Below are 15,293 nucleotides of genomic sequence, written 5' to 3' on the forward strand. Positions count from 1 at the left end.
TTCGGCGATGCCGGCAGATTAGGGGACCGAGCCTCGGGCGACGCTTCGCATCGTGTGCTGCACGACGCGGGACTGCCTGCCGCAAGGAATCGGGCTACGGAACGGAGTCTAGACTTTTTGGAAATCCAGTTCCCTAGGTGAAATCACGTAGAAATAAATTTCCAAATTTTCGAGGAAGTGATCTACAGTTTCATCCGGATGCTTCAGTCCGTATCGGATTCGATCGGACTCGGCCCGGCGGCGCGCAACGCGCCGTCTTCCGCCCCCCGGAGATGAGGAGACAGATTGATCATGAAGACCAAGCTGATGGCCGTCGCGGCCGCCGCGATCCTGGCAGCGCCGCTCGCGCATGCCGAGAAGATCGGCGTGACGATGGCGTCGTTCGACGACACGTTCCTGACCATCCTGCGCAACAGCATCGCCGATTCGGCGAAGAAGGACGGCGCGACGGTGCAGATCGAGGACGGCGGCAACGACGTCGGCAAGCAGTTGAGCCAGGTCCAGAACATGATCGCGCAGAAGGTCGACGCGATCATCGTGAACGCGGTCGATACCGACGCGACGCCGAAGATCACCAAGATGGTGACGGCGGCCAAGATCCCGCTCGTGTACGTGAACCGCAAGCCGGTCGATTTCGACAAGCTGCCGGCGGGCGTTGCGGTGGTCGCGTCCGACGAGAAGCAGTCGGGCACGCTGCAGGCGCGCCAGGTGTGCAAGCTGCTCGGCGGCAAGGGCGACCTCCTCGTGCTGATGGGCGAGCTGTCCAACGAGTCGGCGCGTGCCCGCACCAAGGACATCGAGGACGTGATCGCGACGAAGGATTGCTCGGGCATGAAGATCGTCGACAAGCGCGAGGGCAAGTGGAGCCGCACGCAGGGCCAGGACATCACGATGAACTGGCTGAGCTCCGGCACGAAGTACGACGCGATCATCTCCAACAACGACGAGATGGCGATCGGCGCGATCAACGCGCTGAAGGCCGCGCGCAAGTGGACGCCGAAGACGATCGTCGCCGGCATCGACGCGACGCCGGACGGCCTCGCGTCGATGAAGAGCGGCGAGCTGAAGGTGTCGGTGTACCAGAACGCATCCGGGCAGGGGCAGCAGGCCGTCGCGGCCGCGCTCAAGCTCGCGAAGAAACAGCCCGTCGACCGCTACGTGAACGTGCCGTTCGAGCTCGTGACGCCCGAGAACATGAACCAGTACGCGAAGCATTGACCGGTGATCCGTTGAATGGCGCGGGCCCGGCACGACCGGGTTCGCGCACGACTTGTCGAGGAACGTCCATGTTTACAGCCAGAGTCGCGCGCCCGATGGCCGGCGACGATGCGCGGGCCGCTTCGTCCGGCTCGACCGGCGCGTCGGCCCCGCCGGCTTCTTCCGCGGCCGACTGCGTGCTCGAGGTGCGCGGTGTCGGCAAGTCCTTTCCCGGCGTCGTCGCGCTCGACGGCGTGCAGTTCCGCGTGCGCCGCGGCACCGTCCACGCACTGATGGGCGAGAACGGCGCGGGCAAGTCGACGCTGATGAAGATCATCGCGGGCGTCTACACGCCCGACCAGGGCGAGATCCTGATCAACGGCGAGCCGGTCGTGCTGAACGGCCCGCTCGACGCGCTCGACCGCGGCATCGCGATGATCCACCAGGAACTCAACCTGATGCCGTACATGACGGTCGCGGAGAACATCTGGATCCGCCGCGAACCGAAGAACCGTTTCGGCCTGATCGATCACGCCGCGCTGCGCCGCCAGACGGCCGAGCTGTTCGAGCGGCTGTCGATCGACATCGATCCGGAAACCGACGTGCGCACGCTGACGGTCGCGAGCCGCCAGATGGTCGAGATCGCGAAGGCGGTGTCGTTCGACTCCGACGTGCTGATCATGGACGAGCCGACTTCCGCGTTGACCGACAAGGAAGTCACGCACCTGTTCCGGATCATTCGCCAGCTGCGCGAGCAGGGCAAGGGCATCGTCTACATCACGCACAAGATGAACGAGCTGTTCGAGATCGCCGACGAGTTCTCGGTGTTCCGCGACGGCAAGTACATCGGCACGCATGCATCGAGCGACGTCACGCGCGACGACATCATCCGCATGATGGTCGGGCGCGAGATCACGCAGATGTTCCCGAAGGAAGAGGTGCCGATCGGCGACGTCGTGCTGTCGGTGCGGAACCTCGGCGTCGACGGCGTGTTCCGCGACGTGAGCTTCGAGCTGCGCGCGGGCGAGATCCTCGGCGTGGCCGGCCTCGTCGGCTCGGGGCGCTCGAACGTCGCGGAGGCGCTGTTCGGTGTCGTGCCGGCCACGTCGGGCGAGATCCGCATCGACGGCAAGCCGGTGCGCATCACGACGCCCGCGCAGGCGATGAAGCACGGGATGGCCTTTCTCACCGAAGACCGCAAGGACACCGGCTGCTTCCTGAATCTCGACCTGCTCGCGAACATGGAAGCGGCGGTGCTCAGCCACCGCTACGTGAAGTTCAACTTCGTGCGGCAGGCGCAGCTGAAGCGCGACTGCGAGGCAATGAGCCGGATGCTGCGCGTGAAGTCGCCCGGGTTGCACGAGGAAATCCAGAACCTGTCGGGCGGCAACCAGCAGAAGGTGCTGATCGGCCGGTGGCTGCTCACGCAGCCGCGCATCCTGATCCTCGACGAGCCGACGCGCGGCATCGACGTCGGCGCGAAGGCCGAGATCCACCGGCTCGTCAGCGCGCTCGCCGGCAAGGGCGTCGCGGTGCTGATGATCTCGTCGGAGATGCCGGAAGTGCTGGGAATGAGCGATCGCGTGATGGTGATGCACGAAGGGCGCATGACCGGCATCGTCGATCGCAAGGACGCCGACCAGGTCCGCATCATGGATCTCGCGTCGCGCTGAGCCGAACCAAGATTGGAGACAAAGCAATGGGCAACCTGAACCCGGTCGCGGATGCGCAGACCATGACCCTCAAGACGCGGCACACGAAGTGGCCGCCCGAGCTGAGCATCTTCCTCGTGCTCGTCGGCATCAGCCTGTTCTTCGAGATCGTCGGCTGGATCGTCGTCGGCCAGAGCTTCCTGTTCAACACCGAGCGGCTCGAGATCATCGTGCTGCAGATGGCCGTGATCGGCATCATCGCCGTCGGCGTGAACCTCGTGATCATCACCAGCGGGATCGACCTGTCGTCGGGCTCGGTCGTGGCCGCGGCGGCGGTCGTCTCGGCGAGTCTCGCGCAGGTGTCCGACTTCCCGCGCGCGGTGTTTCCGCACCTGACCGACCTGCCGATCATCTGGCCCGTGCTCGCCGGCGTGTGCGTCGGGCTGCTGGTCGGCCTGCTGAACGGCTCGCTGATCGCGATGACGGGCATCCCGCCGTTCATCGCGACGCTCGGCACGATGGTGGCCGCGCGCGGCTTCGCGAAGTGGTTCACCAACGGGATGCCGGTGTCGATGCTGACCGACCAGTTCGCGGCCATCGGCGCGGGCGCCAACCCGGTGATCATCTTTCTCGTGATCGCCGCGATCTTCCACGTCGTGCTGCGCTACACGCGTTTCGGCAAGTACACCTATGCGATCGGCGCGAACCGTCATGCGGCGGTCGTATCGGGCATCAACGTCACGCGCCACCTGATCTTCGTCTACGCGATCGCGGGCCTGCTGAGCGGGATCGCCGGCACCGTGACGGCCGCGCGCGCGATCTCCGGCCAGTCGGGCATGGGCGTGATGTACGAGCTCGATGCGATCGCGGCGGTCGTGATCGGCGGCACGTCGCTGTCGGGGGGCCTCGGCCGCGTGACGGGCACCGTGATCGGCGTGCTGATCCTCGGCGTGATGACGTCGGGCTTCACGTTCATCCGCATCGACGCGTATTACCAGGAGATGGTCAAGGGCGCGATCATCGTCGCGGCCGTGATCGCCGACCAGTACCGCAACAAGAAGAAGCGCCGCTAACCCTTCGTGCATCGCAGGTCGAGGGTGGCACGTGCCGCTGCCTTCGCCTGGAACCCGCCACCGTCGAGGATATTCGATGAAGATCGCGCTGGACCCGTACATGATTCGCCACCTGCCGCTCGACCGCCTGCCGCACGCGGTGGCCGAGCTCGGCTACGACCAGATCGAGCTGTCGCCGCGCAGCGACTTTCTCGACTGGTGGGTGATGCCGCGCGCGACGCGCGAGCGGATGGCCGCGTTCCGGCAGGCGATGCGCGCGAGCGGCGTCGGCCTCGCGTCGCTGCAACCGATGTACCGCTGGGCGAGCCCGTTCGAGGACGAGCGGCAATGGGCGGTGCGCTGCTGGAAGAAGGCGATCGAGGTGGCGGTCGAGATGGAGTGCGCGCTGATGGTGTCGGAGTTCGGGCGCGGCGCGTCGCCCGAGCGCTCGGTCGGCGAACGGTCGGGGGCGAACCCGAAGGAGCTGTGCGAAGCCGCGTGGTTCCGGTCGATGGACGAGCTGCTGCCGATCCTCGAGCGCGAACGCATCGTGCTGTCGGTCGAGCCGCATCCGGAGGACTGGATCGAGCAGTTGCAGCCCGCGATCGACATCGTCACGAACATCGGCTCGCCGTCGCTGAAGCTGTCGTACATCGCGCCGCACACGTTCTACTACGGTGACGACATGGCCGCGATGATCGCGCAGGCCGCGCCGATCCTCGCGCACGTGCGCGTGGCCGACACCTTCGACCATCGCAAGAGCAGCCAGCTGCGCTACATCGTGAACCCGCCCGGTTCGAACCAGATTCGGGTGCACCAGCATCTCGACATCGGGCAGGGCGAGATCGACTGGGACGTGTTCTTTCGCGCGCTCGGCGCGGCAGGCTTCGACGGCGTGATGTCGTCGTGCGTGTTCGCGTGGGAGGACCGTGCGGAAGCGTCGTCGCGCTACATGCGCGACACGATCCAGCGCTACGTCGATCGTCATTTCGATCGTACCGCGCGCTGACGGATGACTGACCGGTGCGGCGCGTGCCGCACCGCCAATGAACGAGTGGAGACTGTTAGATGACCTTGCAAATCGGCGTGATCGGCTGCGGTGCGATCGGCCAGGACCATATTCGCAGACTGACCCGCACGCTGTCCGGCGCGCGCGTCGTGGCCGTCAACGACATCGATCCGCAGCAGGCGCGCGACGCGGTGACGAAGTATGGGCTCGACGCCGAGATCTACGGCGACGGCCACGAGGTGGTCGCCGCCGCCGACGTGCAGGCCGTGCTCGTCACGTCGTGGGGGCCGACGCACGAAGCGTTCGTGCTCGACGCGATCGCGCACGGCAAGCCCGTGTTTTGCGAGAAGCCGCTCGCCGTGACGGCCGAAGGCTGCATGCGGATCGTCGAAGCGGAAGTCGCGCACGGCAAGCGGCTCGTGCAGGTCGGCTTCATGCGGCCGTACGACGAAGGCTATCGCGCGCTGAAGCGCGTGATCGACAGCGGCGAGATCGGCGCACCGCTGATGCTGCATTGCGCGCACCGCAACCAGTCGGTCGGCGAGCGCTACACGACCGACATGGCGATCACCGACACGCTGATCCACGAGCTCGACGTGCTGCGCTGGCTGCTCGGCGAGGACTACGTGAGCACGCAGGTCGTCTATCCGAGGAAGACGCGCCATGCGTCCGCGCATCTCGCCGATCCGCAGATCGTGCTGCTGGAAACCGCGAGCGGCGTGCGCATCGACGTCGAGATCTTCGTGAACTGCCAGTACGGCTACGACATCCAGTGCGAGGTGGTCGGCGAGCAGGGCATCGCGAAGCTGCCCGATCCGCCGGCCGTGGGGCTCAAGCATTCGGCGCGGCAGTCGGTCGAGATCATGACCGACTGGAAGGAGCGCTTCATCGCGTCGTACGACGTCGAGCTGCAGGCGTTCATCGACGGCGTGCGCGCGCATGCGCTCACCGGGCCGTCGGCCTGGGACGGCTACGCGGCGGCGGTCGCGGCCGACGCCTGCGTGCGTGCGCAAAAGAGCGGGGCGGTCGAGCCGATCGCGATGGCCGAACGCCCTGCGTTCTATCGCGGCTGAACCGCAGCCGCCTACTTGCCGGACTGACCGACATGACGATGAAGATGGGTTGCGCACCGTGCTGCTGGGGTGTCGACGACGTGAAGAACCCGCACCTGCCGCCGTGGCGGCAGGTGCTTGCCGAAGCCGCCGAGGCCGGCTACTCGGGCATCGAGCTCGGGCCGTACGGCTACATCCCGCTCGAACTCGACGTGGTGAGCGCCGAGCTCGAACGGCAACGCCTGAGCATCACCGCCGGCACGATCTTCGACGATCTCGTGTCGCCTGAGAACCTGCCGAACCTGTTGCGCCAGACGCGCGAGATCTGCGCGCTGATCACGCGGCTGCCGAAGCTGCCGACGCAGGACGGCCAGCGCTATGCGGCGCCGTACCTCGTCGTGATGGACTGGGGCCACGACGAACGCGACTACGCGGCCGGCCACGGCGATCGCGCGCCGCGGCTGTCGGACGAACGCTGGGCGGCGATGGTCGACCACATCCGGCAGATCGCGACGATCGCGCGCGACGAATTCGGCGTGCGCACGGTGATTCATCCGCATGCGGGCGGCTACATCGAGTTCGCGGACGAGATCGACCGGATCGTCGCCGACATTCCGGCCGACACGGCCGGCCTCTGTCTCGACACGGGGCACCTGTACTACTCGGGCATGGATCCGGAGGCGTGGCTGCGCCGCCATGCGGCGCGCCTCGACTACGTGCATTTCAAGGACATCGACGCGGCTGTGTACGACGCGGTGATGGGCGAGCACATCGCGTTCTTCGCCGCGTGCGCGCGCGGCGTGATGTGCCCGATCGGCACCGGCGTGCTCGACTACCGGTCGATCCGGCACGCGCTCGACGACATCGGCTACGCGGGATACATCACGATCGAGCAGGAGCGCGACCCGCGCAATGCCGGCACGAGCCTGCGCGACGTCGCCGCGAGCCGCGCGTTCCTCGCATCGGCCGGCTTCGCATGATCCACCGCATCACGCCCACCCTGAACTGAACACGGACCAGGAACACCCTCATCATGATTGACGGACAGATTCTGCTTGGACATTCGATTCGCTGGGGCATGGTCGGCGGCGGGCTCGGCAGCCAGATCGGCTACAGCCACCGGTCGGCCGCGTTGCGCGACGGCAGCTTCCAGCTGGTCGCGGGCGCGTTCGACATCGATCCCGAACGCGGCCGCCAGTTCGGCGTGAAGCTCGGCGTCGCGGCCGAGCGCTGCTATCCCGACTACGCGACGATGTTCGACGCCGAGGCGCGCCGCCCGGACGGCATCCGCGCGGTCTCGATCGCGACGCCGAACAACACGCACTTCGAGATCTGCCGCGCCGCGTTGAACGCGGGGCTGCACGTGGTCTGCGAGAAGCCGCTGTGCTTCACGACCGAGGAGGCCGAGGCGCTGCAGCGGCTGTCGGTCGAGAAGAACCGGATCGTCGGCGTCGCGTACGGTTATTCCGGACACCAGATGATCGAGCAGGCGCGCGAGATGATCGCGCGCGGCGATCTCGGCGAAATTCGCATCGTGCAGATGCAGTTCGCGCACGGGTTCCACAGCGAGGGTGTCGAGGCCGCGAGCGCGGCCGCGCGCTGGCGCGTCGACCCGAAGTTCGCGGGCCCGAGCTACGTGCTCGGCGACATCGGCACGCATCCGCTGTACATCTCCGAGGTGATGGCGCCCGAGCTTAAGATCCGGCGCCTGATGTGTTCGCGGCAGAGCTTCGTGAAGAGCCGCGCGCCGCTGGAAGACAACGCGTTCACGATCATGGAATACGACACGGGTGCGGTCGGCTACGTGTGGTCGAGCGCGGTGAACGCGGGTTCGATGCACAGCCAGAAGGTGCGCGTGATCGGCTCGAAGGCGAGCGTCGAGTGGTGGGACGAGCATCCGAACCAGCTGCGCTACGAAGTGCAGGGGCAGCCGGCGCAGGTGCTCGATCGCGGGATGGGTTATCTGCATCCGCACGCGTTGCGCGAGGATCGCATCGGCGCCGGGCATCCGGAAGGGCTGTTCGAGGCCTGGTCGAATCTGTATGCGCGCTTCGCGCTCGCGATGGATGCGGCCGACCGCGGCGACGTCGCGGCACTGAAGAACATCCGCTATCCGGACGTCCATGCGGGCGTGGAAGGCGTGCGCTGGGTCGAGAACTGCGTGCGCTCCGCCGATGCGGGCGGCGTGTGGGTCGACTATCGTTGAACCGGTCGAACCGCGCGCGACGGGCCCGCTGCGGTGCGCCGCGCGCCCGTCGCGCAAGGCTTTGCGCCGTCGGCCGGCCTTGGTAGACACCCTAATCTTTACGACGCCGCGTGAGCGTTGGACAATCGCTTCCAGCGTTGCCGTGGAGCGTAGGCAAGTGATGATCGAGCGCGTGGGAGCGAGCACGCGGCGCGGGCCGCGTCGCAAACGTGATTAAATTCGCCCTTCATGCATGGTTCCAGTCGAGTCCCGGGCCGCGCCCGCCAGTATCGCGCGCACATCGGGGCCGTCAACTTCGCGCTATCCGATGAGTTCATCCGAGAAACCTCCCGCCACCGTCGAGCAGTTCCTGCAGCACCTGACGCAGGAGTACGACGGCCTCAGCAATCGCCTGAAGGTGATTGCGCGCCACGTGGAAACGCATCGGGACCAGCTTGGCCTGGAGGGCATCCAGACGCTCGCGCAGGCGTGCGGCGTGCAGCCGTCGGCTGTCGTGCGCTTCGCGAAGCACTTCGGCTTTTCCGGCTTCTCCGAGATGCAGAAGCTGTTCCGCGAGGGGCTCGCGCAGCAGATCGCGCCGGGGCGCGCGTACAACCTGCGGCTGCGCGACGTGATCGAATCGGGCTCGTCGAGCCTGCAGCCCGAGCAGATCGCCGACGAATTCATCAAGGGCAGCATTGCCGGGATGCAGCAGCTGCGGCAGACGCTCGATTCGCAGGCGCTCGCGCAGGCCGTCGACCTGCTCGCCGATACGCAGGCGATCTGGATCGCGGGCTCGCGGCGCGCGTTTCCGATTGCGGTGTATCTCGACTACGCGCTGCAGCACACCGACAAGCGCATCGGGCTGTTCAGCGCGCTCGGCAGCATGCATCTCGGGCAGATCCGCTCGGTGCGCGAGGGCGACGTGATGATCGTCATCTCGTTCATGCCGTATGCGGAGGAAACCGTGCAGGTCGCGCAGCAGGCCGTGCAGCGCGGCGCACGGCTGATCGCGATCACCGACAGCCGGATGAGTCCGCTGGCGCGGGAGGCCGAGGTGACGCTGATGGTGCAGGACAGCGCGACGTTCGGCTTCCGCGCGTTGACGGCCACGATGGGTCTTGCGCAGAGCCTGTTCGTCGCGCTCGCGTACCGGCTCGAACTGTCGTACCTGCCGACCGCCGACGGCGCGCACGGCACGCAGGCCGGCTGACGCCTCCTGCCGGTGTTGCTGGTGTGCCGCCCGCGCGACAGCGCAGCGGGCGGTGTACCGTCAGGCGGTTACTTCGCGGTCGGCATCGCGAATTCGGCGCCCTTGCCGATGCTCGACGACCAGCGCTGCATCACCGACTTCTGGCGCGTGTAGAAACGCACGCCTTCCTCGCCGTACGCGTGCATGTCGCCGAACAGGCTCTTCTTCCAGCCGCCGAAGCCGTGCCACGCCATCGGCACCGGAATCGGCACGTTGATGCCGACCATGCCGACCTGGATGCGCCGCGCGAACTCGCGCGCGATGCCGCCGTCGCTCGTGAAGCACGACACGCCATTGCCGAATTCATGCGCGTTGATCAGGTCGACCGCTTCGCCGAAATCCTTCACGCGCACGCAGCCGAGCACGGGCCCGAAGATTTCTTCCTGGTAGATGCGCATGTCGGGCGTCACGTGATCGAACAGCGTGCCGCCGGTGAAGAAGCCGGCCTCGCGGCCCGGCACGCGCAGCCCGCGGCCGTCGACCACCAGTTGCGCGCCTTCGTTCACGCCTTGCTCGATATAGCCTTCGATGCGCTTCAGCGCATCGCCGGTGACGATCGGGCCCATCTCGACTTCCGGCGACATGCCGTCGCCGATCACCAGCTTGCGTGCACGCTCGGCCACCAGCGGCACGATCTGGTCCGCGACGTCGCCGACCAGCACCGCGACGCTGATCGCCATGCAGCGTTCGCCGGCCGAGCCGTACGCGGCGCCGATCAGCGCATCGACAGCCTGCTCGAGGTTCGCGTCGGGCATCACGACGAGGTGGTTCTTTGCGCCGCCGAGTGCCTGCACGCGCTTGCCCGATTGCACGGCGCGCTGCTGCACGTAGGCCGCGATCGGCGTCGAGCCGACGAAGCTGACGGCTTGCACGTCCGGGTGGTCGAGCAGCGCGTCGACCGCGCCCTTGTCGCCCTGCACGACGTTGAACACGCCGGCCGGGAGACCGGCCTGCGTGAGCAGGTCGGCGATGAACAGGGCCGCCGACGGGTCGCGCTCGCTCGGCTTCAGCACGAACGTGTTGCCCGTCGCGATCGCGACCGGGAACATCCAGCACGGCACCATGCACGGGAAGTTGAACGGCGTGATGCCCGCGACGACGCCGAGCGGCTGGCGCATCGTCCAGTTGTCGATGCCGGTGCTGACCTGGTCGGTGAAGTCGCCCTTCAGCAGCTGCGGCACGCCGCACGCGAATTCGATGATGTCGATGCCGCGCGCGACTTCGCCTTGCGCATCGGAGAACACCTTGCCGTGCTCGGCCGTGATGATCGCCGCGAGGGCGTCGCGGTGCTCGTTCATCAGTTGCAGGAAGCGGTGCAGCACGCGCGCGCGGCGGATCGGCGGTGTCGCGGCCCAGGCCGGGAACGCGGCGTGGGCCGACGCGACGGCCTGCTGCACTTCGCTGTCGTCGGCGAGCGCCACGCGGCGCACCGCGCGGCCGAGCGACGGATTGAGGACGTCCTGGAAGCGGCCGCTGCGGCCGGCGACGGGCGCGCCGTCGACATAGTGGCCGACGTCGGCGTCGGAGGTGTACGCGGGAACCGGATTCATCGTGTCTCCTGGGGGATCGGGTGAGGGTGGACAGCGCCCAGTCTAGGCAAACGGGCAGGGCGGGAGAAGGCCGCGCAGCTTGATTCACTGTTCAGAATTCTGAATAATCACCGGATGAATCAGCAAAATGTCCAGGCGCTCTGGCCGCATATCCATTCGCTGACGGTGCTGGCCGCGGCCGGCAGTTTCACGGCGGCCGCGCAGCGGCTCGGCATCAGCAAGGCCGCGATGAGCCAGCGCATCGCCGATCTCGAAAAGGCCGCCGGCGTGCCGCTCGTGCGGCGCACGACGCGCAGCGTGCGGCTCACCGACGCGGGCCAGACGCTCGTCGACAGCACGCGCGACGCGTTCGAGTCGATCGGGCAGCACTTCGCGCGCGTGAAGGACCTGGCCGGCGAGCCGCGCGGCCTGCTGCGCCTGACGGTGCCGGTTGCGCTCGGGCGCCAGCAGGTCGTGCCGCACCTGCCCGATTTTTTGCGGCAGCATCCTGGCGTGCAGATCGAGCTCGACCTGTCGGACCGGCTGCATTCGCTGACGCAGGAGGGTTTCGATCTCGCGATCCGCCATACGACCACCGCGCCGCAGACCCACGTCGCATGGAAGCTGTGCGACACGCGCTCGCTGCTCGTCGCGAGCCGCGACTATCTCGACGCGCGTGGCGCGCCGCGCCACCCGAGCGAACTCGTCGAGCACAGCTGCCTGTGCTACCTGCGCGACAACGAGCCGGCCGCCTGGAGCTTCGAGCCGCACGGCCGGCGGCGCGAGCGCGTGAGCGTGCCGGTGCGCGGCAGCTTCGCGGCGAACAACAGCGAGGCGATGCGCGAGGCCGCGCTCGGCGGGCTCGGCATCGCGCTGCTGCCGGATTTCAGCGCGCAGCGCGATCTCGACGCCGGCCGGCTGGTCGCGCTGCTCGACGGCTGGCGGCCGTCGGGCGCGTTCGGCGACCACATCTTCGCGATCCGTCCGTACAGCCCGGTCGTGCCGAGCGCGGTGCGCGCGCTCGTGCGGCACCTGCGCGAACGGCTCGCGGGCGGCTTTTCGGGCACCTGAGCCCGGTGTTTGCGGGCGTCCGCTTGGTGGCGGCCCGGGCAGGCGCGGCGGCGCTGCGGTAAAATCGCGGCTTCTCTCCGCGCCTTGAACGGCGCGTCATTCGAAGGTCGACAGCCGATGCAGATTCACAAGGAAGTGGACGCGCGCGGGCTCAATTGCCCGTTGCCGATCCTGCGTGCCAAGAAAGCGCTCGCCGATATGGAAAGCGGGCAAATCCTCAAGGTGCTCGCGACCGATCCCGGCTCGCAGCGCGATTTCGCCGCGTTCGCGAAGCAGACGGGCAACGAGATCGTCGAATCGACGACGCAGGACAAGACCTTCGTGTTCCTGATGCGCCGCCGCTGACGGCCCGTATCGCGGTGCCGGCAGCGCCTGGCGCCGGTCACACTTTTCTGACAATTCTTAAACCTCGCTGCGTGATCGGCTGCGTATACTGACCCGGCCGGTCGTCCGCTCGCAGCGGATGCGCCGGCCACGGTACGTCGTACGGCGGGCACGGGGGCCATGCCTGATGCTACCGTCGTACAACGGGGAGAGGACATGTCCTTCAGACCAGGGACCATTCGAAGTCCGTCCGGAGCGGAACGCAGCGTATCGGGACTGAGCCGTATCGAGCTCGACCCGCAACAGGATCGCCACGCGCGTGCCGCGCTGGAAGCCTACGCGGATTCCGCCGCGGCCGAGATGCCGTGGCTGGCCGAATGGCTCGACGAACGGCTGCGCGATGCCGCGCAGGACGACGGCTCGGGCCTGACCTACTGCGGTGCGACGATCGAGCGTGTGTTCGATCTGGCGCAGGCGTGGGCAGCGAGCCAGCCGGACTACGCGGCCACCGCGTGGGAGCGCGTGCGCGGCCAGTTGCAGCGGATGCTTGCCCAGCCGGCGCGTCCGGAGCCGCTGGCGCATCGCGTGCCGTCCGACGATGCTGTCGAGCCGGTGGCGGGCATCACGGGCGCCGATTAGGCGCTCGATTGCGCGGTGGGTAGGATTATTCGAAGAAAAGACGGTAGTCCGCGCAATTTATTGGCGAATTTCATACTACTATGATGAAATCGCCGGTTCGTCCGTACCCCGTTTTTGAGATATTTGGCTGGGGTCGCCGGTTTGCGCAGGTGGCGCGAGCGGCGAATGACGGCTCGCCGGCCGGTATCCGGAAGCCGCGCACGTGCTGCGCGGCCGGGTGGGGCGGGGAGCTGAACAGGACGAATCGATTTCGATTTGCGGGGTGCTATGAGAATTGCTGTACTGGATGACGATCCGGCCCAGACGGATTTCGTCAGTCAAACGCTGACGGCCGTTGGCCATACGTGCTACGCGTTCAAGGAAGGCAAGGCCCTGAAGAAGCGCCTGCAGCGCGAGACGTTCGATCTGCTGGTGCTCGACTGGAACGTGCCCGACATGTCCGGCGAGGAAGTGCTGAAGTGGGTGCGCGCCAATCAGACCGAGCACAGCCTGCCGATCATCTTCATGACGAGCCGTGACGACGAGGCGGGGATCACGCAGATCCTCAACGCCGGCGCCGACGACTACGTGGTCAAGCCGGTGTCGGGCCCGATCCTGCGCGCGCGCATCGGCTCGCTGCTGCGGCGCGCGTATCCGGTCAACGCCGAGGCCACCGTTCGTGAATTCGATCAATTCCGTTTCGACGTGAACCTGAAGCAGGCCTACGTCGGCGACAAGGCCGTGAGCCTCACGCAGAAGGAATTCGAACTCGCGCTGCTGCTGTTCCAGCACCTCGACCGGCCGCTGTCGCGCGCGCACATTCTCGATCTCGTGTGGAAGCAGGCGACCGACATCCCGTCGCGCACGATGGATACGCACATCTCGATGCTGCGCACCAAGCTCGGCCTGCGGCCCGAAAACGGTTATCGCCTCGCGCCGATCTACGGCTACGGCTACCGGCTCGAACGGGTCGGGCAGGGAGAACCGGAGTGACCACGGGAATCACGCAGCGCACGGCGAACCTGCGCACGGTCGCGCTGCGCGCAGCCTGCGCGGTCGCGTTTGCGTTCGCCGCGCAGCATGCGGCGGCCCAGCCGCCCGCGGCGGCGGGCAAGATGGTCGTCTACCGCACGCAGGCGGGCGACACGCTGTACGACGTCGCCGCGCGCTATCTGCAGGGCGCGGACGACTGGCAATTGCTGCAACAGATCAACGGCGTGCCCGCGCCGAAGCATCTGCAGCCCGGCATCGCGCTGAAGCTGCCGGTGGCGCGCCTGCGCAAGGAAAAGCTGACCGCCCGCGTCGTCGCGGTGCAGGGCACGGCCGAACGCGCGTCCGGCGATGCTTTTGCGCCGCTCGCGAACGACGCGACGCTCGCCGAGGGCGACCGCGTGCGCACGGGCCCGAACGGCTTCGTGACGCTCGAGCTCGCCGACGGCACGCACATGAGCCTGCCGCCCGACAGCCAGCTCGACCTGAAGGCGCTGCGCCGCACGGTGCTGACCGGCACGCTCGATCGTGAGTTCGAACTCACGCGCGGCTCGGTCGACAGCGAGGTCACCCATCTGAAGAAACGCGACGACCGCTTCCAGATCCGGTCGCCGTCGGTCGTGGCCGGCGTGCGCGGCACGCACTTTCGCGTGAACTACGACGCGGCCGGCAGTGCGTCGACGCGCGTCGAAGTGCTCGACGGCACCGTCGGCGTCGCGGGCGGCCGCAAGCCCGCCGATCCGACGCTCGTGCATGCGAATTTCGGCAGCGTCGCGACATCGTCCGGCGCGGTCGGCGCGCCCGTCGAACTGCTGCCCCCACCGGCGCTCGCGCATCCCGACAAGGTGCAGGACGAGCCCGAGGTCGCCTTCGACGTCGCGCCGCTCTCCGACGCGCATGCGTACCGCGTGCAACTCGCGCACGACGCCGGGCTGCTCGACCTGTTCCGTGAAACGCGCACCGATTCGCCGCGCGCGGTCTTCCGCGACGTGCCGAACGGGAACTACTTCGTGCGGGTCGCCGCGATCGATGCGAACGGCCTCGAGGGCCGGCCGCGGACGTACGCGTTCGAACGCCGCGTGATGGGGCTCGACGCGAGCGCGTCGCCCGGCGCCGGCGGCTACGAGTTCCGCTGGTCGCCGAACGGTTCGGGCGAGGGTGCGCGCTACCGGTTCGTGCTGTCGCGCTCGAAGGACCTGAGCGCGCCGGTCGTCGACCAGGTCGGCCTGCATACGCGCCAGATCACCGTCGCGCACCTGCCGCCGGGCGAGTATTTCTGGGCCGTGACCGTCGAGGAGTTCGAAGGCGGCAAGTTCTACGAGAAGACCAGTCCGGTCAGCGCGTTCACGCTGTCGCGCTGAT

General features: G+C 67.5%; 14 protein-coding genes. 13 read left to right on the top strand and 1 reads right to left on the bottom strand.

The window, feature by feature from the left end; all coding sequences use genetic code 11:
* The first annotated feature begins 291 nt into the window (after window positions 1-291).
* From G3N98_RS19005 to G3N98_RS19040, 8 genes are all read left to right on the top strand, one after another.
* Complete coding sequence (locus G3N98_RS19005; protein ID WP_089473243.1) at window positions 292-1,218, top strand: sugar ABC transporter substrate-binding protein; 927 nt, start codon at window positions 292-294, stop codon at window positions 1,216-1,218.
* Window positions 1,219-1,286: 68 nt separating this feature from the next.
* Window positions 1,287-2,870: a sugar ABC transporter ATP-binding protein gene (locus G3N98_RS19010; RefSeq protein ID WP_206148909.1), complete on the top strand. Its 1,584-nt coding sequence runs from the start codon at window positions 1,287-1,289 to the stop codon at window positions 2,868-2,870.
* 26 nt (window positions 2,871-2,896) lie between these two features.
* Window positions 2,897-3,922, top strand: a complete 1,026-nt coding sequence (locus G3N98_RS19015) for an ABC transporter permease (protein WP_089425167.1) — start codon at window positions 2,897-2,899, stop codon at window positions 3,920-3,922.
* Between the two features lie 76 nt (window positions 3,923-3,998).
* Window positions 3,999-4,910, top strand: coding sequence for a sugar phosphate isomerase/epimerase (locus tag G3N98_RS19020; protein ID WP_206148910.1), 912 nt, complete (start codon window positions 3,999-4,001; stop codon window positions 4,908-4,910).
* A gap of 59 nt (window positions 4,911-4,969) precedes the next feature.
* The gene (locus tag G3N98_RS19025; protein WP_089430967.1) at window positions 4,970-5,983 is read left to right on the top strand and encodes a Gfo/Idh/MocA family oxidoreductase; all 1,014 of its coding nucleotides are present in this window, start codon (window positions 4,970-4,972) and stop codon (window positions 5,981-5,983) included.
* A 32-nt stretch (window positions 5,984-6,015) separates the two neighbouring features.
* Window positions 6,016-6,942 (top strand): TIM barrel protein, encoded by a 927-nt coding sequence (locus G3N98_RS19030; RefSeq protein WP_089472622.1) that lies wholly within the window; start codon window positions 6,016-6,018, stop codon window positions 6,940-6,942.
* Window positions 6,943-6,995: 53 nt separating this feature from the next.
* Window positions 6,996-8,168, top strand: coding sequence for a Gfo/Idh/MocA family oxidoreductase (locus G3N98_RS19035; RefSeq protein ID WP_089425171.1), 1,173 nt, complete (start codon window positions 6,996-6,998; stop codon window positions 8,166-8,168).
* Between the two features lie 307 nt (window positions 8,169-8,475).
* Window positions 8,476-9,360: a MurR/RpiR family transcriptional regulator gene (locus tag G3N98_RS19040; protein WP_089425172.1), complete on the top strand. Its 885-nt coding sequence runs from the start codon at window positions 8,476-8,478 to the stop codon at window positions 9,358-9,360.
* Window positions 9,361-9,428: 68 nt separating this feature from the next.
* On the opposite strand, the gene G3N98_RS19045 is transcribed toward G3N98_RS19040, so the two are convergent.
* Complete coding sequence (locus G3N98_RS19045; RefSeq protein WP_206148911.1) at window positions 9,429-10,949, bottom strand: CoA-acylating methylmalonate-semialdehyde dehydrogenase; 1,521 nt, start codon at window positions 10,947-10,949, stop codon at window positions 9,429-9,431.
* A gap of 114 nt (window positions 10,950-11,063) precedes the next feature.
* On the opposite strand from G3N98_RS19045, the gene G3N98_RS19050 reads away from it, so the two are divergent.
* The 5 genes from G3N98_RS19050 to G3N98_RS19070 all read left to right on the top strand — a co-directional run bounded on the left by G3N98_RS19050 (window position 11,064) and on the right by G3N98_RS19070 (window position 15,292).
* Window positions 11,064-11,999, top strand: a complete 936-nt coding sequence (locus G3N98_RS19050) for a LysR family transcriptional regulator (protein WP_089439849.1) — start codon at window positions 11,064-11,066, stop codon at window positions 11,997-11,999.
* Window positions 12,000-12,116: 117 nt separating this feature from the next.
* Entirely contained in the window at window positions 12,117-12,344 is a 228-nt protein-coding gene (locus G3N98_RS19055; RefSeq protein WP_006402122.1) for a sulfurtransferase TusA family protein, read from the top strand.
* A gap of 195 nt (window positions 12,345-12,539) precedes the next feature.
* The gene (locus tag G3N98_RS19060) at window positions 12,540-12,962 is read left to right on the top strand and encodes a peptidase (RefSeq protein WP_089472625.1); all 423 of its coding nucleotides are present in this window, start codon (window positions 12,540-12,542) and stop codon (window positions 12,960-12,962) included.
* Window positions 12,963-13,229: 267 nt separating this feature from the next.
* A complete protein-coding gene (locus G3N98_RS19065; RefSeq protein WP_006490421.1) occupies window positions 13,230-13,934 on the top strand; it encodes a response regulator transcription factor in 705 nt (234 codons plus the stop codon).
* Window positions 13,931-15,292, top strand: coding sequence for a FecR domain-containing protein (locus tag G3N98_RS19070; RefSeq protein WP_206148912.1), 1,362 nt, complete (start codon window positions 13,931-13,933; stop codon window positions 15,290-15,292). The genes G3N98_RS19065 and G3N98_RS19070 overlap by 4 nt, the downstream gene beginning before the upstream one ends.
* The last annotated feature ends 1 nt before the right edge of the window (window position 15,293 follow it).

The organism is Burkholderia sp. Tr-20390 (assembly GCF_017104595.1).
Lineage (GTDB): Bacteria > Pseudomonadota > Gammaproteobacteria > Burkholderiales > Burkholderiaceae > Burkholderia.